The organism is Nitratireductor sp. ZSWI3, assembly GCF_024655565.1.
Classification (GTDB): domain Bacteria; phylum Pseudomonadota; class Alphaproteobacteria; order Rhizobiales; family Rhizobiaceae; genus Nitratireductor.
This window is the reverse complement of the sequence record NZ_JANKOF010000078.1, coordinates 1-23,153: the sequence shown is the minus strand read 5'-3', so window position 1 is coordinate 23,153 and position 23,153 is coordinate 1. Positions and strand designations below refer to the sequence as shown.

24 protein-coding genes are annotated in these 23,153 nt (G+C 66.8%); 15 read left to right on the top strand and 9 right to left on the bottom strand.

The features are described 5' to 3' along the window. Positions 1-104: 104 nt before the first annotated feature. Positions 105-491 (bottom strand): hypothetical protein, encoded by a 387-nt coding sequence (locus tag NUU27_RS19295; RefSeq protein ID WP_257763800.1) that lies wholly within the window; start codon positions 489-491, stop codon positions 105-107. A gap of 281 nt (positions 492-772) precedes the next feature. Between NUU27_RS19295 and NUU27_RS19290 the strand changes: the two genes are divergently transcribed. The 10 genes from NUU27_RS19290 (at position 773) to NUU27_RS19245 (ending at position 11,500) form a co-directional block, all read left to right on the top strand. After that, the gene (locus NUU27_RS19290) at positions 773-1,615 is read left to right on the top strand and encodes a universal stress protein (RefSeq protein WP_257763799.1); all 843 of its coding nucleotides are present in this window, start codon (positions 773-775) and stop codon (positions 1,613-1,615) included. A 347-nt stretch (positions 1,616-1,962) separates the two neighbouring features. After that, positions 1,963-2,937 carry a tripartite tricarboxylate transporter substrate binding protein gene (locus NUU27_RS19285; RefSeq protein WP_257763798.1) on the top strand — a complete coding sequence of 325 codons (975 nt, stop codon included), beginning with the start codon at positions 1,963-1,965 and terminating at the stop codon, positions 2,935-2,937. 344 nt (positions 2,938-3,281) lie between these two features. After that, the gene (locus NUU27_RS19280; protein WP_257763796.1) at positions 3,282-3,761 is read left to right on the top strand and encodes a tripartite tricarboxylate transporter TctB family protein; all 480 of its coding nucleotides are present in this window, start codon (positions 3,282-3,284) and stop codon (positions 3,759-3,761) included. Next, positions 3,758-5,278 carry a tripartite tricarboxylate transporter permease gene (locus NUU27_RS19275; RefSeq protein ID WP_257763795.1) on the top strand — a complete coding sequence of 507 codons (1,521 nt, stop codon included), beginning with the start codon at positions 3,758-3,760 and terminating at the stop codon, positions 5,276-5,278. Before NUU27_RS19280 ends, NUU27_RS19275 begins: the two co-directional genes overlap by 4 nt. Next, entirely contained in the window at positions 5,271-6,101 is an 831-nt protein-coding gene (locus NUU27_RS19270; RefSeq protein WP_257763793.1) for a sugar phosphate isomerase/epimerase, read from the top strand. The genes NUU27_RS19275 and NUU27_RS19270 overlap by 8 nt, the downstream gene beginning before the upstream one ends. Continuing rightward, positions 6,098-7,435, top strand: coding sequence for an enolase C-terminal domain-like protein (locus NUU27_RS19265; RefSeq protein WP_257763792.1), 1,338 nt, complete (start codon positions 6,098-6,100; stop codon positions 7,433-7,435). Before NUU27_RS19270 ends, NUU27_RS19265 begins: the two co-directional genes overlap by 4 nt. Positions 7,436-7,565: 130 nt before the next feature. Beyond that, a complete protein-coding gene (locus NUU27_RS19260) occupies positions 7,566-8,726 on the top strand; it encodes a Gfo/Idh/MocA family protein (RefSeq protein ID WP_257763791.1) in 1,161 nt (386 codons plus the stop codon). After that, positions 8,723-9,871, top strand: a complete 1,149-nt coding sequence (locus NUU27_RS19255) for a dihydrodipicolinate synthase family protein (protein WP_257763790.1) — start codon at positions 8,723-8,725, stop codon at positions 9,869-9,871. The genes NUU27_RS19260 and NUU27_RS19255 overlap by 4 nt, the downstream gene beginning before the upstream one ends. Continuing rightward, positions 9,868-10,695, top strand: coding sequence for a sugar phosphate isomerase/epimerase (locus NUU27_RS19250; RefSeq protein ID WP_257763789.1), 828 nt, complete (start codon positions 9,868-9,870; stop codon positions 10,693-10,695). Before NUU27_RS19255 ends, NUU27_RS19250 begins: the two co-directional genes overlap by 4 nt. A gap of 142 nt (positions 10,696-10,837) precedes the next feature. After that, complete coding sequence (locus tag NUU27_RS19245; protein WP_257763788.1) at positions 10,838-11,500, top strand: TetR family transcriptional regulator; 663 nt, start codon at positions 10,838-10,840, stop codon at positions 11,498-11,500. Positions 11,501-11,528: 28 nt separating this feature from the next. Here the strand turns inward: NUU27_RS19245 and NUU27_RS19240 are convergent, their stop codons facing one another. After that, a complete protein-coding gene (locus tag NUU27_RS19240; RefSeq protein WP_257763787.1) occupies positions 11,529-12,008 on the bottom strand; it encodes an Lrp/AsnC family transcriptional regulator in 480 nt (159 codons plus the stop codon). Between the two features lie 142 nt (positions 12,009-12,150). Between NUU27_RS19240 and NUU27_RS19235 the strand changes: the two genes are divergently transcribed. Continuing rightward, entirely contained in the window at positions 12,151-13,164 is a 1,014-nt protein-coding gene (locus NUU27_RS19235; RefSeq protein ID WP_257763786.1) for a 1-aminocyclopropane-1-carboxylate deaminase, read from the top strand. 370 nt (positions 13,165-13,534) lie between these two features. Here the strand turns inward: NUU27_RS19235 and NUU27_RS19230 are convergent, their stop codons facing one another. The 7 genes from NUU27_RS19230 to NUU27_RS19200 form a co-directional block, all read right to left on the bottom strand. Beyond that, entirely contained in the window at positions 13,535-14,242 is a 708-nt protein-coding gene (locus NUU27_RS19230) for an RES family NAD+ phosphorylase (RefSeq protein WP_257763785.1), read from the bottom strand. Further along, a complete protein-coding gene (locus tag NUU27_RS19225; protein ID WP_257763783.1) occupies positions 14,239-14,652 on the bottom strand; it encodes an MbcA/ParS/Xre antitoxin family protein in 414 nt (137 codons plus the stop codon). The genes NUU27_RS19230 and NUU27_RS19225 overlap by 4 nt, the downstream gene beginning before the upstream one ends. An 88-nt stretch (positions 14,653-14,740) precedes the next feature. Then, positions 14,741-15,418 carry an HAD family phosphatase gene (locus NUU27_RS19220; protein ID WP_257763782.1) on the bottom strand — a complete coding sequence of 226 codons (678 nt, stop codon included), beginning with the start codon at positions 15,416-15,418 and terminating at the stop codon, positions 14,741-14,743. After that, positions 15,415-16,188 (bottom strand): glycerophosphodiester phosphodiesterase family protein, encoded by a 774-nt coding sequence (locus NUU27_RS19215; protein ID WP_257763781.1) that lies wholly within the window; start codon positions 16,186-16,188, stop codon positions 15,415-15,417. Before NUU27_RS19215 ends, NUU27_RS19220 begins: the two co-directional genes overlap by 4 nt. 35 nt (positions 16,189-16,223) lie before the next feature. Next, positions 16,224-17,147: an ABC transporter permease subunit gene (locus NUU27_RS19210; RefSeq protein WP_257763779.1), complete on the bottom strand. Its 924-nt coding sequence runs from the start codon at positions 17,145-17,147 to the stop codon at positions 16,224-16,226. A 4-nt stretch (positions 17,148-17,151) separates the two neighbouring features. After that, positions 17,152-18,141, bottom strand: coding sequence for an ABC transporter permease subunit (locus NUU27_RS19205; RefSeq protein WP_257763778.1), 990 nt, complete (start codon positions 18,139-18,141; stop codon positions 17,152-17,154). Next, on the bottom strand, positions 18,128-19,450 hold the full coding sequence (locus NUU27_RS19200; RefSeq protein WP_257763777.1) for an extracellular solute-binding protein: 1,323 nt from the start codon (positions 19,448-19,450) through the stop codon (positions 18,128-18,130). Before NUU27_RS19200 ends, NUU27_RS19205 begins: the two co-directional genes overlap by 14 nt. 254 nt (positions 19,451-19,704) lie before the next feature. On the opposite strand from NUU27_RS19200, the gene NUU27_RS19195 reads away from it, so the two are divergent. The 4 genes from NUU27_RS19195 to NUU27_RS19180 all read left to right on the top strand — a co-directional run. Next, the gene (locus tag NUU27_RS19195; protein ID WP_257763776.1) at positions 19,705-20,658 is read left to right on the top strand and encodes a sugar-binding transcriptional regulator; all 954 of its coding nucleotides are present in this window, start codon (positions 19,705-19,707) and stop codon (positions 20,656-20,658) included. Between the two features lie 378 nt (positions 20,659-21,036). Further along, the gene (locus NUU27_RS19190) at positions 21,037-21,786 is read left to right on the top strand and encodes a GntR family transcriptional regulator (RefSeq protein WP_257763775.1); all 750 of its coding nucleotides are present in this window, start codon (positions 21,037-21,039) and stop codon (positions 21,784-21,786) included. 85 nt (positions 21,787-21,871) lie between these two features. Then, positions 21,872-22,567 carry an N-acetylmannosamine-6-phosphate 2-epimerase gene (locus NUU27_RS19185; protein ID WP_257763774.1) on the top strand — a complete coding sequence of 232 codons (696 nt, stop codon included), beginning with the start codon at positions 21,872-21,874 and terminating at the stop codon, positions 22,565-22,567. Continuing rightward, positions 22,564-23,153 (top strand): ROK family protein (locus tag NUU27_RS19180; protein WP_257763773.1); only part of this gene is annotated, 590 nt, incomplete at its 3' end. The genes NUU27_RS19185 and NUU27_RS19180, both read left to right, overlap by 4 nt.

The window sequence follows — 23,153 nt, the reverse complement described above, 5'->3', positions numbered from 1 at the left end:
GATCCCAACAGATGGTACCCATCTGTTGGGATCGCACCACTAGATCAACAGCTTGTGGGCTGACTTGTCGAAACAGATGGGGACCATCTGTTTCGGTCAGACCACTAGAGCCGCTCCACCAGCCGCACCTGGAAGGTGTGCATCTTGCCCTCGCGGGCGATTGACACATACTCGCCCTGCACGAACCGCTCCTCGCCGAGGCGGAAGCCGATCTCGTCGTCGCGCTCGCCTTCCTCGTAGTCGAAATACCACTGCCCGCCGGGCTTGCGGCGCAGGCGACCGATCTTGTCGTCGGCGCCGGGCTGGAAGCGGCGCACACGGCACTGCATCTGGTGCTTCTTCCATTCGGCCGCGTCCAGATGGCCTTCCGTGTCGAGCGGCACGAGCAGATCGTAGCCCTCTCCGTGGTCGCCCAGCGGATGGCCCTTTTCACGGGCAAGCTCGAGCCGCACATGGCGGAACTTGGGAGAGAGATCCGAAACTGTCGTCATGGTGGGTCCTTTCGCTGTCCTTCAGCCCTAACCGCAGGGAGCCGTTCCTGCCTTGAGCGAGATCAACTCCCGGCCGACCAGCCTCCGCCCAATCTTGATCGGGATCAAGTCTTCGCGCCGGTGAATTGCTATCGTGCCCGTGACGTTCACACGGGGCGGTGAGGCGGCGATGCGCTGACGGCGTGATTGCCGGTGCAGGTGGCCGGCACGGCCGGGCGGGGAGCGCCCCGCATCCCGCGCCAACCTTTTGAACGCGATCTAGGAAAGCGCGGAGCACTTCCATGGCCGACCAACCGAAATGCATCCTTCTCGGGCTCGAGGCGCGCGACCCCTTCGCCATCACGCCGGCGCTCGATTATGCCGTGGCGCTGGCGCGCCGGTTCGAGGCCTGCCTGACCGTCTGCGCCCTGCCGCCCCAGGTCTATCTGCCGGTCTCGCGCGTCGGCGGGCCCGGTGCCGGGCTCATCAGGCAGGAGATCGAGGCCATGGAGAAGACGACCGTGGAGACCGCCCGCGCGGCCGGCCGCGTCGCCGGTGCGGCGGGCGTGGAGTGCATCACCGAGCAGGCGCTTTCGCGGCTGGAGCGGCGTGCGGCACATCTGGCCCGCCTGGCGCGGGTCAACGACCTGTGCATCATGGATGCGCCGGGAGAAGACGATGCGGCTCAGGCCGGTGCCGTCGAGGAGGTGCTGTTCGACAGCGGCCGGCCGGTGCTTTTGGTGCCGGCTTCCGGGGGCGATCCGGCGCCCAGGCATGTTGCCATCGCCTGGGACGGCAGCGCCCGCGCCGCCCGCGCGGTCGACGATTCGCTTTCCTTCCTGCAAGGGGCGGAGCGTGTCTACATCGTCTCCGTGACCGGCGAAAAGGACCTCTCGCGCATGGCGCCGGGGGCGGATCTGGCGGCCTATCTCGTCCGGCACGGCGTGGCCGGCGCGGCGCTCGAGATGCTGGCGGCGCCCGATGGCGACATCGCCGCGCGGATCAATGCCTTCATCGCCGCCGAAGGGATCGGCCTCCTGGTGATGGGCGCCTTCGTCCATTCGCGCTTCCGCGAAGCGGTTCTCGGCGGCGTGACCCGCTCCATGCTGAACGCCGCTCCCGCCCCTCTGCTGCTGGCGCACTGACAGCGCGCGTCCTGCCTGCCGCGCTGCGACGGCCGGCCGGCGGCGCCTTGCGCTCGCCGGTGAGGCCGCATCGTGCTGTCATTCCCTCGTTGTGCAGGCATCTCCCGACATTGGATCGCGATGATTTTGGATTGAATCAATCCAAAATCACAAACGCGATCGATTCCGAAAAATTAGAGCGGGATGCGGGCGGAAAACCACTTCGCACTTTTCCTCATCCCGCTCTAGGCGCAAGGCCGGGAAATGGTGTTGACAGGCCTCTCGCCCGTTTATAACCTACCGGTAGGTAAGTTAGGGAGGAACCTATGCCAGTCACCCGGAAAGTGGCAATTTCTGCTTTATTTTCAATGCTCGTTGCTCCGGCGCTCGCTCAGGATGCAGGCTATAGCTGGAAGCCGGATCGCCCCATCAACATCATCGTGCCGTGGTCCGCGGGAGGTTCGACCGATCAGGTGACGCGCGTGGTGGCGCCGATCCTCGAGGCGGCGCTCGGCACCGAAATCGTGGTCGTCAACCAGCCGGGAGCATCGGGCTCGATCGGAACCAAGGCGGCGCTCGACGCACCGCGCGACGGCTACACCTGGACCGCCAACGCGATCGCCAACAACGCCACCTATGCGATCACCGGGCTTCTGCAGGACACCTCCATCGAGGACTATCACATCTACCTGCACGTCGCGAACGTGCCCGTCGTCAGCGTCAACGCGAGCACCGAGTACCAGACCTTCGAGCAGCTTCTCGAAGCGCTGAAGTCCGGCAGTGTGACGATCGGCACCGCGGGCGTCAACAGTTCCGGCGGCATGGCGCTGGCGGCGGTGAAGGAAGGTGCCGGCGACCTGCCGGGCGCTCGGATGATCGCCTATGACGGCGGCAACCCGGCGGTCATCGCGGCGGCCAGCGGCGAGGTCCAGGCGACCACCCAGCTCGCCGTCGAGCAGGCGGAGATGATCCGCGCCGGGCGTCTGCGTCCCCTGGCCGTGCTGTCCGACAAGCCGCTGGTCATCGGCGACGCCGCGCCCATCCCGCCGATCACCGAGTTCCTTCCCGGCTTCCACGTGGCCAAGGATTTCTTCGGCGTCTTCATTCCCAAGGGTGCGCCGCAGGAGGTCTATGACACCGTCGACCAGGTCTGGCGCGACCATGTGATGAACAGCGAGGAGCTGCAGAGCTATGCGGTCGCCAACGGCGCGGTGTTCTCGCCGAGCTATGGCGACGGGGCGCTCGAGGCCGCCATGCCCGTCGTCATCAGCGAAGCCTGTGCGCGCAAGACCAGGGGCGAAGCCGTCCTCGATCCCTCGGAAATCGGCATCGATTGCCCCTAGATCGCGATGATTTTGGATTGAATCAATCCAGAATCATAACCGCGATCGCTTTCAAGAAGTCAGAGCGGGATGCGGGCGGAAAACCGCTTCACACTTTTCCTCATCCCGCTCTGGCGGTGCGATCCCAACAGATGGTGCCCCATCTGTTGGGAAGAATCGCCCCACCAGATCAACAGCTTGTGGGCTGACTTGTCGAAACGGATGGGTACCATCTGTTTCGGTCAGACCACCAGCGCATCGGCCGAAAATCGGAATCGATTCTCGGAAAGCACGGTGCGCAGATTCAAGGCGGGCCCCGGTTGCCGGACCCCTGACGACAGAACAAGGAGGTTGACGCTGTGAGAATGGCTACGGCAGACCGCATCAGCGCGGTGGTTTTCTGCGCGCTCGGCGTGGCGATGCTGGTCGGCGGCTACACGATGGACCGGCTGGAGATCCGGCAAATCCATCCGCTGTCCATCCCCGGCCTCCTGCCGATGCTGCTCGGCGGCGCGCTGGCGCTATGCGGCGGCTTGCTGTGGCTCCAGGCCGATCCGGGCAGCGAGGCCGGTAGCGAGCGCCTGATGCAGGGCGGGTCTTTCTCCCGCCTGGCGCTGACCGCCGGGCTCGCCTGCTTCTACGCCCTCGTGCTGGTCGGCTGGCTGCCCTTCTTCTGGTCCACCGCCCTCTTCGTCTCCTGCTTCACGGCGGTCTTTTCCTGGCCCGGAGCGGCGGGTGGGGCGGCGCGCCTGCGGGTTCTGGCCCAGTCTGCAGTCTTCGGGGTGATCTCGGCGACCGCCGTCACCCTGCTGTTCGAAAAAGCGTTTCTGGTGAGATTGCCATGAGCCCGCTTGTCGACCTCGCGGCGTCGCTCTGGCAGATGCTGACCCCGACCATGCTGTTTCACGTCGCCTGGTCCATGCTGCTCGGCATCGTCGTCGGCGCGTTGCCGGGGCTGACGGCGACCATGGGCGTGGCGCTGATGACGACGCTCACCTATTCGCTGGACACGACGAGCGCCATCCTCGTCCTGATCTGCATGTATATGGGGGCCATCTATGGTGGCTCGCGCAGCGCCATCCTGCTCAACATTCCGGGCACGCCGGCGAGTGCCGCCACGGCCCTCGACGGCTTCCCGCTGGCCCGGGCCGGCAAGGCCGGCCACGCGATGGGGCTCGCGACGGCGGGCTCGACGCTCGGAACGCTGGTGGGGATCGTGCTGCTGGTGCTCATCGCGCCGCCTCTGGCCGAGCTGGCGCTCAGGTTCGGCAGCTACGAGATGTTCTGGCTGGCGCTCTTCGGCGTCCTGATCTCGGGGCAGCTGACGGTCGATTCCCCGCCGCTCAAGGGCTACATCGCCGGCATACTCGGCCTGATGATCGCGATGATCGGCTCCGAGAGCCTGCATGCCTATGTGCGCTTCTCGCCGACGCCGCAGATGAATGGCGGCATCAGCCTCATCCCCGCCATGGTCGGCGTCTTCGGCCTGGCCGAGGTGATGACCGCCATGTGGCAGCGCCCCGGCACGCTGGCGGCCATCCGCGACAAGTCGGACCGCATCCTGCCCTCGCTGGTCGAGCTCTGGAAATACCGGCGGACCATCCTGCGTTCCGGGGTGATCGGCACGTTCATCGGCGTCATTCCGGGCGTCGGCGAGGATATCGGCGCCTGGACCAGCTATGCGGCGGCCAAGCGCGCCAGCCGGGAGAAGGAGACGTTCGGGCACGGCAGCTATGAAGGGCTGACCGCCGCCGAGACCGGCAACAGCGCGGTGGTTCCAGGTTCGCTCATCCCGGCGCTGACGCTGGCCGTGCCCGGCTCGGCCAGTGCGGCCGTGCTGATCGCCGCGCTGTTCATCCACGGCATCCGCCCCGGCCCGATGATCATGAGCGAGCAGCCGCAATTCATCAGCAGCATGGGTGCGATGCTGATCCTGGCGACGATCGCCATGGCGGTCTACGGCCTTGCCTTGACGCGCCTGTTCGTTCAGGTGCTGCGCGTCCCCTACGCCTATCTGATGCCGGTGGTCTTCACCTTGTGCGTGATCGGGCCCTATGCGCTTTCGCTGCGGATCTTCGACATCTGGGTGATGGTCGCCTTCGGCCTCGTCGGCTTCGTGTTGCGCCAGATGAAATATCCGATGGCGCCGCTGGTCCTGGGGATCATTCTCGGCACGATGCTCGACACCAATCTGCGCCGCGGACTGACGTTGAGCGACGGCGATCTGACACCGTTCTTCACGCGGCCGATTTCGGCGGTCTTCGTGGCGATCATCGTGGGCGCCATCCTGCTGAACTTCGGCTTCGTGCGCCGGCCGCTCGCCGGCCTCAAAGACAGGCTTCTGAACCGTGGCAATGCTTGAGCTCACCCTGTGCAACGAGCTTCTGGCCGGCGAAGGCCAGACGCTGCACGAACAATGCCGCACCGCGAAGGCCCTGGGCTATGCGGGGCTGGAGATCGCCCCCGCGACGCTGGGTGTGGAACCGCATCTGCTCGACGCAGGCGCGCGTGCGGCAATCCGCAAGACGGTCGAGGATGCGGGCCTGCGCGTCACCGGGCTGCACTGGCTGCTGGCGGCCTATCCTGACCTGTCGATAACCGATCCCGCGCGGCAGGCCCGAACCGCCGAGGTGCTGATTGCGCTGGTCGATCTTTGCGCCGATCTGGGCGGCACGGTTCTGGTTCACGGCTCGCCCGCCCAGCGCCTCCGCTCGCCGGGGATGGGCGATGCCGCGTTGCACGAGCGGCTCGCCGCGTTCTTCAAGCCCGTGGCGATCGCCGCCGAGCGGCGCGGCGTGACCTACTGCATCGAGCCGCTGGCCCGCTCCGAGACCGAGGTCATCACCACGGTGGCCGAGGGCGCGGCGCTTGCCGAGGCCGTGGGCGTTGCGGCCTTTCGCACGATGATCGACATCAGCGCCGCGGGCCGGCAGGAGCCTCCGGTCGCCGACCTGATCCGGACCTGGGGGCCGACCGGCAAGATCGGCCATATCCACGCCAACGACACCAATCGCGGCGCGCCGGGAACCGGGGACGATCCCTTTCACGAGATCGTCGCGGCGCTGCTTGAGGTCGGCTGGCGCGCGCCGGTCGGGGTCGAGCCGTTCCGCACCGTCATCGATGCCGGCGTCACCGCGGCGATCGCCGCTGCCACCCTGCGCGCCTGCGAGCGGACGGCCCGATGACCGACGCTCCCCGCCTGTCGATCCGCGAAGTGCGCCTGTCCGAGCGGCCGGTCGCGATGCGCCTGCCGTTCCAGTTCGGCAGCACGGAGGTGCGCCGCGCGGCGGAGATCTATTGCGCCGTCACCGTCGAGGTCGGGTCCCGCCCGGTGGAAGGCGTGTCCGCGCAATTGATGGTGCCGCGCTGGTTCGACAAGCGTGCCGGCCTGTCCAACGAGGAGACGGTCGACGAGCTGCGCCGGATCGCTGAGGAGGCGGCCGCGGCCGCCCCGGGGCTGTCGGGAACCGTCGCCGCGCTCTCGGCCGAGCTGCGGGCCGGTGTGCCGCCGCGCCTGCCGGACGGCACGCCGGCGCTCGCCGCGGGCTTCGGGCCGGCGCTTTTGGAGATGGCGCTCATCGATGCGGTGTGCCGCTCGGTGGACCTGCCGTTCTGGCGGGCGGCGAAGGCCGACCTGTTCGGCCTTGCGGCGCATCTGCCCCCTGACGTGTCGGCTGACGATTTCGTGGCGGCGCTGCAGCGGATCGGCGCTCCCGAGCGCATCGCGCTGCGCCATACGGTGGGGTTCGACGCGCCGCTGCTGGGCCGGCCGGAAGATGCGCCGGACGACGGCTTGCCAGTCACCGTCGCCGAGGTCGCCGAAGGCACAGGCATCACCGCCTGGAAGATCAAGCTGAAAGGCGATCCGGACGCCGATGCCGGACGCCTTCTGGCCCTCCAGCAGGTGTTGGCCGGGCGCATGGGAGGCGGCGTCACGCTCGACGCCAACGAGCAATATGCCCCGGATGATTTCCGCGTGCTGCTCGAGCGATTGAGGGCGGCGGACCTTGCCGAAATCGCCACCCGGATCCGTTTCTTCGAGCAGCCCTTCGCGCGCGAGGTCGCGCTTCGGACGGAAAACGATTTCGGCGTTCCGCTGATCATCGACGAAAGCGACGACGACATCGGATCCTTCGCCACGGCGCTGGCCCTGGGCTGGTCCGGCACGTCGATCAAGAGCTGCAAAGGCGTGCTGCGCGCGCTGGTGAACATGGCGCGTGCGGGCCGGTCGGGCGCGATCCTCAGCGGCGAGGACCTGACCTGCCAGCCGGGCCTCTGCTGGACGCAGGATACGGCAATGGCCGCCGCCTGCGGGGTGGTGGATGTCGAGCGCAACGGCCATCATTTCGCGGGCGGGCTGCAGGGGGCTGCGCCCGCCGAGCGCGCCGCCCTGCAGCGGCTTCATCCCGATATCTTCCGGAGCGAGAACGGCAGGACGGTCCTGAACATCGACCGTGGCCATGTCGGCATAGCCTCCTTGTCGCGCGCCGGTTTCGGCGCCTCCGCGGCAGTGGCCTGACCCAGACCGATGGTTAACGCCTGATGGGATTGCACCATCGGCGAGACGGGAAGATTGACAAGCCGCATTATATTACCTACTGGTTGGTAACAAAACTTAGACAGACCGAGGATCGGGAGGAGAAAGCCAGATGACAACGCAGCGTATCGGGATCATCATGCACGGCGTGACGGGCCGCATGGGGATGAATCAGCATCTCATCCGCTCTGTCCTCGCCATCCGCAACCAGGGCGGCATCCGGCTGAAGAGCGGAGACGTCCTCGTTCCCGATCCCATCATCGTGGGCCGCGACGCCGCCAAGATCGAGGATCTGGCCAGAAAGCACGGCGTGACGCGCTGGACGACCGACCTCGACGCGGCGCTGGCAAATCCCGACGACACCATCTTCTTCGACGCCGCCAGCACGCAGATGCGCCCCGGCCTGCTGCGCCGTGCCATCGATGCCGGTAAGCACGTCTATTCTGAAAAGCCTGTGTCGGAAGGGCTGGCAGAGGCGGTCGAGATTGCCAGGCACGCCAAGGCCAGGGGCGTCAAGAACGGCATCGTCCACGACAAGCTGGATCTGCCCGGCCTCCTGAAGCTGCGCCGCCTGCGCGATGCCGGCTTCTTCGGACGTATGCTGTCGGTCAAGGGCGAGTTCGGCTACTGGGTGTTCGAGGGCGACTGGATGCCTGCGCAACGCCCGAGCTGGAACTATCGCGCCGAGGATGGCGGCGGCATGATCTCGGACATGCTGTGCCACTGGCGCTACGTTCTCGACAACGTCGTCGCGCCGGTGAAGTCCGTCAGCTGCCTCGGCTTCACGCATATCCCGCAGCGCGTCGACGAAGCGGGGCGCCGCTATGAGGCGACGGCCGACGATGCGGCCTATGCGACCTTCCTCCTCGACGGACCGGACGGGGACATCGTGGCTCACATCAACTCGAGCTGGTGCACCCGCGTGCGCCGCGACGACCTGGTGACCTTCCAGGTCGACGGGACCTACGGCTCTGCCGTCGCCGGGCTGCACAAATGCTTCAGCCAGCATCGCGTCAACACGCCGAAGCCCGTCTGGAACCCCGACATGCCGCAGCCGCTCGACTTCTACAGCGACTGGGAGGAGGTGCCGGACAACACGGTCTTCGACAACGGCTTCAAGGTCCAGTGGGAGCAGTTCCTGCGCCACGTCGTCGAGGACGGGCCCTGGTCCTACACGCTGGCCGAAGGCGCCAAGGGCGTGCAACTGGCCGAAGCCGGCTATCGCAGCTCCAAGGAGCGGCGCTGGATCGACTTGGAGGATCTCGGCCTATGAGCGGCACCGTCCTCAATCTTCCCGGCGGCGCCGTCACGCTGGAGGCCGGTCCGTCCCTGCGGGCGACCGGCGACTGGACGCGCACGGCCTATGCGGCCGCCCATGTGGTTGCCGATCCGCTCGCCGATGCCGATCCATGGCTCGACGCGCGCGTCGACTGGGACCGCACGCTTGCCTTCCGCGAGCACCTGTGGGGGCTGGGCTTCGGTGTCGCGGAAGCGATGGACACGGCGCAGCGCGGCATGGGGCTCGACTGGCCGACCTCGCTGGAGCTCATTCGGCGGTCGACCGAGCTGGCCCGGGCCGGCGGGCACCTCATCGCCTCGGGAGCGGGCACCGACCATCTCACGCCCGGCCCGCAGGTCACCATCGACGACGTGATCCGCGCCTATGAGGAGCAATGCGAGGCGGTCGAGGCCGCCGGATCCCGCGTGATCCTGATGGCCAGCCGCGCGCTGGCCGCGGCCGCGAAGGGCCCGGACGACTATGCCAGGGTCTATTCGCGCATCCTGTCAGGCCTGTCGCAACCGGCGATCCTTCACTGGCTGGGGGAGATGTTCGACCCTGCTCTCGAAGGGTACTGGGGGTCGCGGGACCATATGGCCGCGATGGACACGGCGCTGGCGGTCATCGATGCCAACGCCGCCAAGGTCGACGGCATCAAGATCAGCCTGCTGAGCGCCGAGAAGGAAATCGCCATGCGCCGCCGCCTGCCGGCCGGCGTGCGGATGTATACGGGCGACGACTTCAATTATCCCTACCTGATCGCCGGCGACGGGCAGGGGTATTCGCATGCCCTGCTGGGGATCTTCGATCCGATCGCCGGGGTGGCCGCTCGGGCCCTGTCGCACCTGGCCGGGGGACGCCTGGCCGAATACGGGCAGACCTTCGCGCCGACGGTGCCGCTGTCCCGGCACATCTTCAAGGCGCCGACCCGGTTCTACAAGACCGGCGTCGTGTTCATGGCCTATCTCAACGGCCATCAGGATCATTTCACCATGGTCAACGGCCAGGAGAGCGCCCGATCCACGCTACATCTGGCCGAGATCGTCCGCCTGGCCAACGCGGCGGGCCTCTTTGCCGATCCCGAGCAGGTGGCGGCGCGGGCGCGGCCGGTGTTCGCCGTTCGTGGAGTTTCGGCATGAGCGGGCTGGAGCCGCATCGGCTGTCCCTGAACACCGCCACCGTGCGCGAAAAGTGGAGCCTGGCCGAATGCATCGAGGGCTGCCTGCGGCACGGCATCGGCGGCATCTCCCCGTGGCGCGATAAGCTGCAGGAGATGGGCGTCGACAAGGCCGCGCGGGCGATCCGCGAGGCGGGGCTGGCGGTCTCCGGCCTGTGCCGCGGCGGATGGTTCACCGCCTCGGGCGCAGTGGACCGGACGGTGATCGATGACAACCGCCGCGCCGTCGACGAGGCGGCCGCCATCGGCGCCGCGTGCCTCGTCATGGTCGTGGGCGGGCTCGCCAAGGACAGCCGCGACCTGCCGGGCGCCTGGGCGCTGGTCGAGGAGGGGCTGGCGCGGACGCTGGATTATGCCCGTGAAGCCGGGGTCCGCATCGCCATCGAGCCGCTGCATCCGATGTATGCCGCCGACCGCGCCTGCGTGAACACGATGCGTCATGCGCTGGATATCTGCGACCGCCTGGGGCCGGGAATCGGTTGCGCCGTCGACGTCTACCACGTCTGGTGGGACAACGAGCTCGAGGCGCAGCTGCAGCGCGCCGGCAAGGACCGGATCATGGCCTTCCATATCTGCGACTGGCTGGTGCCCACCCGTGATCTGCTCACCGATCGGGGCATGATGGGAGACGGCGTGATCGACATTCCGCGGCTTCGCGGCCTTGCCGAGAGCAACGGGTTCTCCGGACTGAACGAAGTCGAGATATTCTCAGCCCTGGACTGGTGGAGGCGCGATGCCGACGAGGTGCTGGCGACCATCGTCCGGCGCGGGCGAACCGCCTGCTGAATGGAGGTGCCGGGATAGAGGGATGACGAGCGGACCGCATAAATTCACCGTCCCCCCGCCCGGCATCGCCGGGGCGGCAGAAGATTTGCCGCAAGGCTCTTCCGTCGGCTATAGCAATTCCAGGGAATCCTTGGGAACGCCGATGAAAGCTGCCAGAACCAAACCAAAACCGCGGCCCCGCCGGCGTGATGCCGAACAAAGCCGGCAGCTGATCCTGCAGGCAGCGCTGGAGGAGTTCTCCACCTACGGCTATTCCGGTGCGCGGGTGGAACGGATCGCCAGCCAGGCGGGCGTCAGCAAACCGCTGATCTACGACTATTTCGGCGACAAGGACGCGATCTACGCCGCCGCCCTGAAGGAAGCCTATGTCCAGATCCGCGAGGGCGAGAAGCAACTGGATCTCGACACCCTGTCGCCGGTCGAGGCGGTGCGCGCGCTCGTCCGCTTCACGATGAACCATTTCCGCGAGAAGCCGTGGTTCATCAGCATCCTCAACACCGAGAACCTGCGCGGCGGCACGACGATCCGCGAGATTCACGACGCCAAGGGCGTGCAGTCGATTCTGGTCGAGCGGCTGCAGGCAGTCCTGAGCCGCGGCGTCGAGGCCGGGGTTTTCCGCGCCGGCGTGGACCCGGTCGAATTCTACGTGTTCATCGCCTCGCTCTGCTATTTCCCGGTGTCGAACATCCACACGCTGCGGGCGGTGTTCAGCCTGCCCATCGACGGGCCATGGCTCGACCGGCGCGCCGAGGAAGCCGCCGACATGGTGCTGGCCTACCTCTGCCCGTCGCGCCCGCCGCGGTGACGGCGGCGCCGGGGGCAGCCGGCGCTTTTCAGAAATCGAGCTGGGCCCCGTCCACCACCTCCTTCATGACGAAGAAGGTGCGTGTCTGGCGCACGCCCGGCAGCGCGATCAGCTGGCTGCCGTGCAGGCGGTTGAAGTCGGCCATGTCGCGCACGCGGATCTTGAGGAAATAGTCGAAATCGCCGGCCACCAGATGGCAGTCGAGGATGAAGGGCAGCGTCTTCACCGCGCTCTCGAAGGCGGCGAAGCTTTCCGGTGTCGAGCGGTCGAGCACGACGCCGACCATCACGAGCGCGGCGCGGCCGACACGGTCCGGCGCGATCGCCGCATGCACGCCGCGGATGCAGCCGGTCCGCAAAAGCCGCTCGGTGCGGCGATGGCAGGTGGCCGCGCTGACCCCGGCCCGCTTGGCCAGGTCGGCATTGCTCAACCGGCCGTCCCGCTGCAGGTGGCGCAGGATCCTGAGGTCGGTCCGGTCGAGCTCTTCCCCTTCGGAAGATTCTTTCATTTTCTCCCTCGCTGTGAATGGGTTCTCATCATCAATGCTGGCATGAAATTCAGAATGAGCAGGTTTTCAGGAATTATGGAAGCACCTTTCATTCAAGTTCGGCTAGTTTTCGGTTGATCTGTTGCTTGTGGAAAGGCTTGCCATGCTGGAAAAATTCGACCGCTACCCGCTCACCTTCGGCCCCACCCATATCGAGAAGCTGGAGCGCCTGTCGGCGCATCTGGGCGGCAAGGTGGAGCTCTACGCCAAGCGCGAGGACTGCAATTCGGGACTTGCCTTCGGCGGCAACAAGCTGCGCAAGCTGGAATACATCGTGCCCGACGCCATCGCCTCGGGCGCCGACACGCTGGTTTCGATCGGCGGCGTGCAGTCGAACCACACGCGCATGGTGGCGGCGACGGCGGCCAGGATCGGCTTCAAGTGCCGGCTGGTGCAGGAAAGCTGGGTGCCGCACGAGGATGCGGTCTACGACCGCGTCGGCAACATCCTGCTCAGCCGCGTGCTCGGCGCCGAGGTGCAGATGGTCGACGAGGGCTTCGACATCGGCATCCGCAAGAGCTGGGAGGACGCGTTGGCGGATGTCGAGGCCGGGGGCGGCAAGCCCTATCCGATTCCCGCCGGCGCCTCGGTGCACAAATATGGCGGGCTCGGCTATGTGGGGTTTGCCGAGGAGGTGCGCGCGCAGGAGGCCGAGCTCGGCTTCCGCTTCGATTACATCGTCGTCTGCACCGTCACCGGCTCGACCCATGCCGGCATGCTGGTGGGGTTTGCCGCTGACGGCCGCGCCCGCAACGTCATCGGCATCGATGCCTCGGGCACGCCGGATCAGACGCGGACCCAGGTTCTCGACATCGCCCGCCGCACGGCCGAGCTCGTCGAACTCGACCGGGGGATCGAGGACGACGATCTGGTGCTGATCGAGGACTACGCCTATCCCGCCTATGGCGTCCCCTCCGAGGAGACCAAGGAGGCGATCCGCCTGTGCGCACGGCTCGAAGGCATGATGACGGACCCGGTCTATGAGGGCAAATCGATGCAGGGCATGATCGACCTGGTGAAGAAGGGCTTCTTCCCCGAAGGCTCGAAGGTGCTCTATGCCCATCTCGGCGGCGTGCCGGCCATCAACGGCTACAGCTACGCCTTCCGCAACGGGTAGAGCTCATCTTCGCTTGAAGCGTCGGGGCGTTTCGCGCCCCTCCGGCCTCCTGAGCTTGTCGAACGGGGCGGCCATCTCCCCCGTCGAACGGGCAGGGCAATCGCCTTTGGCGGCGCGGTACCCCCACCCCTTACCCCTCCCCTCAAGGGGGAGGGGAGGATCGGGCGCACCACTTGGCTTCCCTCCCCCTTGAGGGGAGGGATCGAGGGTGGGGGTCGCAGGCGAAGCCTGCAAGAAAAATCATATGCGACTGCCCAGCGTTGCAGAAGATGCGATCCATTGATGCCTGCTGATCTCCCCCTTGAGGGGGAGATGCCCGGCAGGGCATAAGGGGGTGCGTCGCGCGACGCAGCCGGGCCGAAGCCGCTGGCTAGACGATCCGGAACACCTCGCCGCTGCCGGCGTCGCGGTAGAGGTCGACGCGCTCGCCGTTCCAGTGATAGTCGATGTGGCGGCCCTGCATGGGGTTGGCGGCGGTGTCGGGATAGAACAGGCCGACGCATTCGCCGCCCTCGTGGCGCACGCTTGGATAGGCGAGCCCTTCGGAACCGGCCGCGCGCAGCCCGGCAGCGAGCGCCTGGCTGTGGCTGTAGTCGTCCGGCTCGAGCGCCGGCTCGAAGCCGCCGCCGCGCAGATCGTGCAGCTCCGCCGCGACGTCCAGCACGATCTCGCGGAACTGCGAGGTCCAGCCGGCGGACTCGCCCGTGGCGGCCATGAAGCGGGCATGGTGATGGACGGTCTCGAAGAGCGCCGTCTCGAAGGCGCCGGCCACATAGAGCACGCCGTAGCGCCCGTCGCTGAAGCGGCTCGGCCGGTCGGGGCTGACATGGGTGAACGGCGCCATCAGCCATGACGCGCCGGGTCCCGAGACGCGGCGCTCCTGCGGCACGAGATCCAGATTGCCGATGGTTTCCATCAGGCGCGGATTGGTCTTCTGCTCGGCGGAAATGAGGAGCGGCCAGTCGGCCGGATCGGCGATGTCCTCGAAGAGATCGATCGGCGGATAGGCGCTGCGGATGATGCGCACCGCGCCGGGCCAGTCGATCGCGGCAAGGGGAGGGGTGCCGGGATCGCTCACCAGCCGCCCCGCTCGGCATCGAGATAGCGGCGCACGCGCATCAGGTCGGTCAATTCGCCGCCCAGCATGATGTCGAGGGCCGAACGGCCGGCAAAAGCCGCATTCGGCCTGCCCACCCAGCGATAGCCGCGCTGCGGCTCGCGGAAGATGAGCCGCAGCGCCTTGTGGATGCCCATCAGGTTGGAAAGCCGGGCCTTTCCGTCACGGTCGATGCGGCCGATCTCGCCCGCCTTCCAGCGGCGATAGGTGCGCACCGGCAGGTCGAGCAGGATGGCCGCCTGCTCGTCCGTGATCTCCCACAGGCGGAAGAGATTGACCACGGCCCGGAACATCGCCGCCGCTTCCTCGTCCGTGACGGGGGCCGGGCGGAAGTTCTGTAATCGCGTTTCGACCGGGTGCAGCAGGGCCATGTGTTTCTCCTTTTGGCATTAAATAATATATTTGATGCCAATTGGCAATGGCGGGACAATCCCTCTGGCCGCGCGGCGCCCCCGCCCCTTACCCGACCGGGGAGAGCGTGCCGAGGACGTCGGCGAGCTCGGCGGCGCCGGTCGCCACGACGGCCGCGCCGGCTTCGCGCAGTCTCGCCTGGCGGTCGGGACGCGGATCGCCGGGATCGACGAAGCCGATCGGCATGACGCCGGCGGCGAGCGCCGCGCTGATGCCGTGGATGCTGTCGTCGATCATGACGCTGCGCTCGGCGCGCGCGCGGCATCTGGACAGGCAGTGCAGCACGAGGTCCGGAGCCGGTTTGGGATGTGCCACGTCCTCGGCGCTGAACACGTTCGGTGCAAAGAGCGGCCACAGCGAGGTTCCGCCGAGGCTTCGTTCGAGCCGGATGCGCGAGCTGTTCGAGGCGACACAGACCGGCGAATCGAGCGCGAGAACGACTGCCTCGATGCCCGGCATCGGCTTCAGGTCGGTCGCGAAGGCGGTGTAAAGATGCTCGTGCCATGCCCCGGCAAAGCTGTCGAAATCCTGCAGCCCGCGTGCGGCCAGATCCAGCCTGATGTCGGATTCGCTCTTGCCGGTGAAGCGTTGGAGCACGGCATCCGCCGACATCGGAAAGCCGACCCGCGTCAGGGTTTCGGCCATGGTCCGGCTGGCGATCGGCTCGCTGTCGATCAGCACGCCGTCGCAATCGAAGATGACGAGGTCGAAGGGCGGCTTGGTCATGGCCGGGTCATTCCGCCGGGGTGGCCATCCGCGCCCTCACGCAACCGCCGGCGCAGGGCCAGCGCCAGCACCGGGTCGTCGGAAGTGATGAAGGCCGTCCTGGCGGCGAGCCAGCGGTCGATCTCCTCGGGCGTGTTGGTCACCCAGGCGCCGATCCGTTCCAGCGGCAGCAGCGCGGTGATCTCGTCCCACCGCTCGGACAACAGATCCTTGTGCACCGCGACGTATCTGCAAAGCCTCTCGGCGGCGGCGATGGTCTCCGGCACGCCCAGCTCCGCCGCCGAAGCCGCGTTGACCGAACAGAGCCTCTCTATGTCGGGCGCGATGTCCGCGCATTCACGCAACACGTCCAGCTTGAAGCTGGTCAGGCAGCTGCGTCGGCGAAGGCCGAGCCTGTCGATCTCGGCCACGACGCGCGCCGGCAGTCCGGGATAGGCCCTGCCGGCTTCGTCGGATTTGATCTCCAGGTGCAGTTCGAGATCGCTGTCGGCCAGGATCTCCAGCACCTCGGACAGGAGCGGTACGGTCTCTTCGCTGTCTTTGAGCCGTATGCCGCGGCGCGCGGCGGGGGTGAGCGCGCGCACCGGGCCGGTCCCCGCGCTCGTGCGGTCGAGCGTCGCATCGTGGATGACCAGCAATTCGCCCGCATCGCTCAGATGGATGTCGAGCTCGGCGCCGTCGACCGGCACGTCGAGAAGCCTGCGGAAGCCTTCGAGCGAGTTTTCGGGCCACAGGTTGCGGCCGCCGCGATGGCCGATGATCTTCGTCATGGGATTTGTCCGCTTTCGGGGGAGGGGAGGGTTGTTCACTTGCCTGCGTCGACCAGGCCCCGCGCGAACCAGCGCTGCAGGGCGAGGATCACGAAGGCCGGCGGCAGCATGACGATGAAGGACGCCGCCATGGCGTAGCTCCACCACTCGGCCGGGTCCATCGGCCCGGGCAGAAGCCCCTTGAGGGCGATGATGACCGTGGTCATGTCCTTCTGCGTCGTGAAGAGCAGGGGCCACAGATACTGGTTCCAGCCATAGATGAAGAGGATGATCGCCAGCGCCGCGATGTTGGGCACCGACAGCGGAAGGACGACGTCCCGGAGGAAGCGCATCGGCCCGGCGCCATCCAGCTTGGCGGCCTCGCACAGGTCGTCGGGGATCGTCAGGAAGAACTGCCGGAAGAGGAACACGGCCGTGGCCGAGGCGATCAGCGGCAGCGTCAGGCCGGAATATGTGTCGACGAGGCTGAACTTGAGCCCGGCATGGACATCGACGCCGGCGAGGGCTTGCACCAGCGCTGCCAGGCCGGTGGCCTGAAGCAGCCAGCGCAGCGGCCCGGCGGCATCGGCCACCGCTTCGTAGGTCGGCACGATGCGCACCTCGACCGGCAGCATGAGCGACATGAAGATCAGCCAGAACGCGGTCATGCGGAAAGGGAAGCGGAAATAGGTGATGGCGAACCCGGCGAGGATCGACAGGGCGATCTTGCCGACGACGATCGCGCAGGAGACGAGCACCGTGTTGACGAAGGCGCGGCCGAAGCCGGCGGTCTCCCAGGCGATTGCCAGATTGTGCAGGAACTGGTTCCCGGGCAGCATCGGCTGCGGCACCTGCTGCATTTCGGGGCCGGTGTGGGAGCCGGCCACGAAGGCGAAATAGAGCGGCGCGCAGACCAGCAGCGCCCCGACGACGAGGATCAGGTGACAGACGGCTGTCAGGACGGGATTGCGTTCAATCATCGGATCAGACCTGGTAGTTGACCTTGCGGTCGAGCGCGCGGAACTGCAGCACGGTGAACAGCACCGCAAGCACCATCAGGACGATGGACTGCGCCGCGGAGGAGCCGAGATTCAGCATGATGAAGCCGTCCTGATAGACCTTGTAGACCAGCGTCGCGGTCGACCCGGCCGGCCCGCCGGCGGTAACGGCGTCGATGATGCCGAAGGTGTCGAACAGGCCGTAGACCATGTTGATGATGAAGAGGTACATGACCGTCGGCATGATCAGCGGCAGCGAGACGGTGAAGAAGCGCTGCAGCGGCCCGGCGCCGTCTATGGCGGCAGCCTCGCGCAGCGATTGCGGCACGGCGAGCATGGCCGCGACGAGGAAGATGTAGTCATAGCAGATGTGCTTCCACACCGAGGCGATGGTGATCAGGATCAGGGCGTCGCCGGCGCGCAGGTTGGGATCCCATGGCAGGCCAAGGCCGTGGATGACGGCGGCGGCAGGGCCGACGACCGGGTTGAACAGATAGGCCCACACGGCGCCCGAGATGACCGGTGCGATGGCATAGGGAAGCAGCAGAACGCTTCGATAGGCGACCCGCAGCCGGATCACGTAATCGGTGGCGAAGGCCAGCACTCCGGCGATGAAGAGCGTCGCAAGGTTCTGCACGATCGTGAACCAGAGGGTCAAAAGGGCGCTGTTGCGGTAGGCCGGATCGGTGAAGAGCTCGACGAAATTCTGCATCCCGACGAAGATCGTGCGGCCGCCGAACGGATCCGTCTGCACGAAGGCCAGCGACAGGGCCTTGAAGGACGGGATGAAGAAGAAGAACAACAAGATCAGGATCTGCGGCGACAAGAGAAGGGCTGCGAGCCAGGTCTGCTCGAAATGCGCCCGTTTCAGCCCGCTGCGGCTGGCGGTAAAGAAGCGCCGCGACGGGAGCGGCAGGCGCAGTCGCGGGGCGGCCGAAGCCGCCCCGACACCGGTTGCCGTCTCAGTTGCCGACATTGATCTGCTCGTACTGGCGCAGGATCTTGTTGCCGCGCTCGACCGAGCTGTCGAGCGCTTCCTGCACTGATTTCTTCCCCGAGAACGCCGCCTGCAGCTCTTCGTTGATCACCGCCCACCACTGGTTGGAATTGCCGAAGCGGAAGCCCCAGGAATTGTCGGACGGCTCGCCGCGCGTCAGCTGCAGCAGGGCGATCTCGCGGGTCGGATGCTTCTGGAAGAAGCCTTCCGCCGCCATCAGCTCGTAGGCGGCGTTGGTCACCGGGATGTAGCCCGTGGTCTCGCTCCACCAGGCCTGCGTCTGAGGCCGGGCGACGAAATCGAGGAAGGCGGCGGCAGCCGCATATTCCTCGTCCGTCTTGCCCTGAAGCACCCACAGGGCCGCGCCGCCGAGATTGGAATTCTTGGGCTCGACGCCCGCCAGATGCGGCTGCAGGCTGGCGCTCCAGTCGAACTTCGCCTCCGCTTCCACCTGGGCATGCGCGGCGGTCGAGGCCGACCAGGTCGAGCAGGTGCCCGAGGTGAAGAGCTGTCCCGGCGACATGCCCTGGCCCGAAAGCTGGATGATGCCGTCGTCCACCCACTTGTTCAGGCGCTCGACCTGCTCGACGGTGCGGGTCGTGTTGTAGACATACTCGGCGTCGAGCCCGTCTCGGCCATTGGCCCTGGTCCCGAAGGGCAGGTCGTTGATCGCCGAGAAGCCCTCGACCATCGACCACACGAAATCGGTGTTCAGCACCATTGCGCATTCGGAGATGCCCTGGTCCTTGATCGCGTAGAGCTGCTTCTCGAACGCGTCCCAGGTCTGCGCCGGTGCCTCGAAACCGGCCTTGGCGAAGTGATCGGCATTGTACCACATGATGCCGGTCGAGGAGTTGAAGGGCAGGGCGTTGAGCTCGTCGCCGACCACGTAGTAGCTGGCCACCGGAGCCAGGAAATCGTCCTTGTTCATGCTGTGGCCGTGCTCTTCCGCGAGCTTGGCCACGGGCACGATGGCATTCGAGTTCAGCATGGTCAGGACGCTGCGCTCGGTCGCCTGGATGATCGCCGGGTGCTGGCCAGCGCGATAGGCGGCGATCATCGCCGCGAAGGTTTCCTCGTAGTCTCCCTTGCGGACGCCGACGACCTCGTAGTCGTCCTGGCTGGCGTTGAAGTTGGCGATCATCTCCTGAATGGCAACTTCGATCCGGCCGCCATTGCCGTACCACCATTCGATCCTGGTCGCCGCCTCGGCAAGCGTCGGGAACGAGCCGGTGAGGAGTGTCGAGACCACCGCTGTCATCGCAGCGAAGTTCCGGGTGTTGAGCATTTCGGTTTCCTCTGCAGTTTCCAGAACGACGGGTTGAAGCGGCGCGGAAAGTGCTCCCTCGCGCCGCGGGCCGCCTGTGTTTTCGCAGGTTCGATCCCTACGGAGGCTGCGTTGCACGCTTGTGACATTTGATGTTTACGCTGGGCAGTTGCTCAGTCCCGATCGAGGGCCGCCGGCGGCGGCGCGGTATCGGGGCAGCGGGCCGGCGACGGCCTGCGCCTGAGGAGATGGCAACAACCGGGACGTGGCTGGGAATGTCGGCGACGGAAAGCACTTATTTTGGCCGGCGGCTGGACGATGCGGCGCGCGCCGGCTGGCTCTATTACATCGCGGGTTACAAGCAGGACGAGATCGCCCGATCGCTCGGCGTCTCGCGGCAGACGGCGCAGCGGCTCGTGGCCCTGGCGGTCAGGGAAAAGCTGGTCACCGTGCGCATGGAGCACCCGATCATGAATTGCATGAGCCTTGCCGAGCGGCTGCGCGCCCGCTACGCGCTGCTCAAATGCGAGGTCGTTCCGGAGGATCCCCTGAGGCCCGATTCAGGGGCCGGCCTCGGCCAGGCCGGCGCGGTGGCGATGGAACATGCGCTGAAGGCGTCCAAGCCGAGCATCATCACCATCGGCACCGGTCGTTCGCTGAAGGCGTCGGTGGAGGAGCTGTCGGCGATGAACTGTCCCCGGCATACGATCGTCGCGCGGCTCGGGCACATGTCGCCGGAGGGGCTGGCCTCGAAATACAATGTCGTCGTGCGCATGGCCGACCGGGTGAACGCCAAATATTATCCCGCAGTGATGCCGGTCTATTCCAAATCGCGCGAGGAGCGCGAAGCCATCCGGAAGCTGGACACGGTCAGGGAGATCCACAAGCTGACCGAGCGGGCCGATGCCACCTTTGTCGGGATCGGCAATATCGGCCCTGACGCGCCGATGCACATCGACGGGTTTCTGTCGCAGCGCGAGGTGGGCGCGCTCACGAGCGCCGGCGGCGTCGGCGAGATCACCGGCTGGATCTACGACGAGGACGGCAACATCCTGCGCTGCGCGGTCAATGAGAGGGTCAACAGCGTGCCGCTCCGGCGGGCGAGCAGGAGACCGATCTACGGCATCGCCGGCGGCCCGTCGAAAATCGCCGCGATCCGTGGCGCGCTGCACGGACAATTGATCAACTGCCTGATCACCAACGAGCAGACCGCCGAACTGCTCCTCTAGGGTCAGGATCCATGAATATGGCCGGAGCCGCAGGGCTTTGACCCGGGTCGACGCGGCGCCAACCACCCCCACTCCGTCTTGCTTCGCAAGCCACCTCGGGGAAGAGGAAGGGTGCAAAGCGGTCCGCCTGATGCTTCCTCTCCCCCGTCGAGCGAGGGAGAGGTGGCCGCGAAGCGGTCGGACGGGGGTTGATGCGACGTTCGAAACCTCAGTTCTTCGCCCCAGCCGGAGCTGCTGCGCTCTTTCGGATGTCCGAGGGATACTCTATTCTCTCGTCTTTGCGCATCGATGCATACCGATTGTGATAATACCAGTTTAGCACCTGCGAAAAATTTGTTGCACGATGCGGGCGACGTGGTCCGGGAGGGGAAATCGGGTATGGAAGAAGCCGCGCTTCTCGACTTCATGCGAGAGCACATCGCCGGGGGCAACAGCGCAGAGCCGCTCTACCGGCAGGTCGAGACGGCGCTTGCCGAGGCGATTCAATCGGGACGGCTGAAGCGCGGCGCCGTCATTCCCAGCGAGCGCACGCTCTGCGCCGCCCTTTCGCTGTCGCGCGTCACGATCCGCCGCGCCGTCGAGGATCTCGAGGCGGATGGGCTCCTGCACCGGCGCCACGGGGCGAAGACGGTGGTGTCGTCCCGGCTTGAAAAATCGCTGTCCACCATGACCAGCTTTTCCGAGGACATGCGCTCGCGTGGGCTGGAGCCGGGGTGCATCTGGATCTCCAAGGAGCTCTGCCGTCCGTCGCCGGCCGAGATGATGGCGCTCGGCATTTCGGTGGCCGACGAGATCGCTCGGCTGAAGCGCATCCGCACCGCCGACGGAACCCCGATCGCCATCGAGACGGCTGCCGTGCCGGCGCGCTTCCTGCCCAAGCCCGGCGTTGTCGGCGCCTCGCTCTACGAGGTGCTGGCCGCCCATGGCGCCATGCCGGTGCGCGCCGTGCAGCGCATGCAGTCGACACCGATGACGCTGGAGGAATCGCGGCTTCTCGAAGCCCCGCCGCAGACCAGCCTCCTGGTGATGGAGCGCCGCTGCTTCCTGGAGGACGGACGGATCGTCGAGTTCACGCAGACGAAATACCGCGGCGACGTCTACGATTTCGTCATCGAGCTCCATCGATAGGATTGGTTGATAATACCAGTTTAAAACTGGTTGTTATCTGGTATTCGATCTGCCTATGATCATCTCCTCAAACAGGGGAGCAACCGTGCAGCAGACACTTCTGACGCTGGAGAACGGGCTGATCGTTTCTTGCCAGCCGGTCAAGGACGGGCCGATGGATACGGCGGCCATCGTCGCGGCCTATGGGCAGGCGGCGCTTGCCGGCGGGGCTGTGGGCCTGCGCATCGAATCGGCCGACTATGTGCGGGCCGTGCGCGCGGTGACCGAGCGGCCGATCATCGGCCTCGTCAAGCGCGACCTGACGGATTCGCCCGTGCGTATCACGCCGCTGATCGAGGATGTCGACGCGCTCGCCGAGGCCGGCGCCGACGTGATCGCCTATGATGCCACGCAGCGTCTTCGCCCCGTGCCGACCGCCGATCTGGCAGCCCGGATCCATGCACACGGCAAGCTCGCCATGGCCGATTGCTCGGTGCTCGACGATGCGCGGCAGGCGCTCGCCGAGGGCGCCGACATGGTGGGCTCGACGCTCGCCGGCTACACCGGAGGCCCCGAGCCGACCGAGCCTGACCTTGCCCTGATCGGCGCCATGCGCGCCCTGACCTCCAACGTCGTTGCCGAAGGCTGCATCCGCCTGCCGCACCACGCGGGCGCGGCGCTGGCGGCCGGGGCGCGGCTGGTGGTGGTCGGCTCGGCCATCACCCGGCCGGAGCACGTCACCTCCTGGTTCCGCGCCGACATGGACCGGCAGGTCGCGGCGCAGCATGGGGTGAGCGCATGAGCGCAGGCCGGACGATGCTCGCACTCGACATCGGCGGCACCAAGATGCTGGCCGCCCTGGTGCGCGCGGACGCCGTTCTGGAGAGCGTCAGCCTGCCGACGCCGCGTGAGGGTGGCCCGCGGGACTGGCTCGAGATGCTGTTCGGCAGGATCAAGCCCTGGCGCGGCCGCTATGCCGGCGTCGGTGTCGCCGTGACCGGCATCGTCGACGGCGGGTTCTGGTCGCCGCTCAACCGCCGGACGCTGGATTTCCCCGACCGGTTTGCGCTGACGCAGACCGTGTCGGATCTTGCGGGAACCCCGGCGTTCGCCGTCAACGATGCGCAGGCGGCCGCCTGGGGCGAGTTCCGCTTCGGGGCGGGACAGGGAGCCGACATCGTCTTCCTCACCATCTCGACGGGCATCGGCGGCGGCATCGTCACCGGCGGCAGGCTGCTGACGGGGCTCGGCGGTCATTTCGGCCTGCTGCGCGCGCAGGATTTCGAGGGCGCCGGATCGCCGGACGGGGCGCTGGAAGACGAGGTCTCGGGCAATTTCATCGCCCGCCGCGCGGCGGCGCATCGGCCGGGCGCGACGGCGCGCGACGT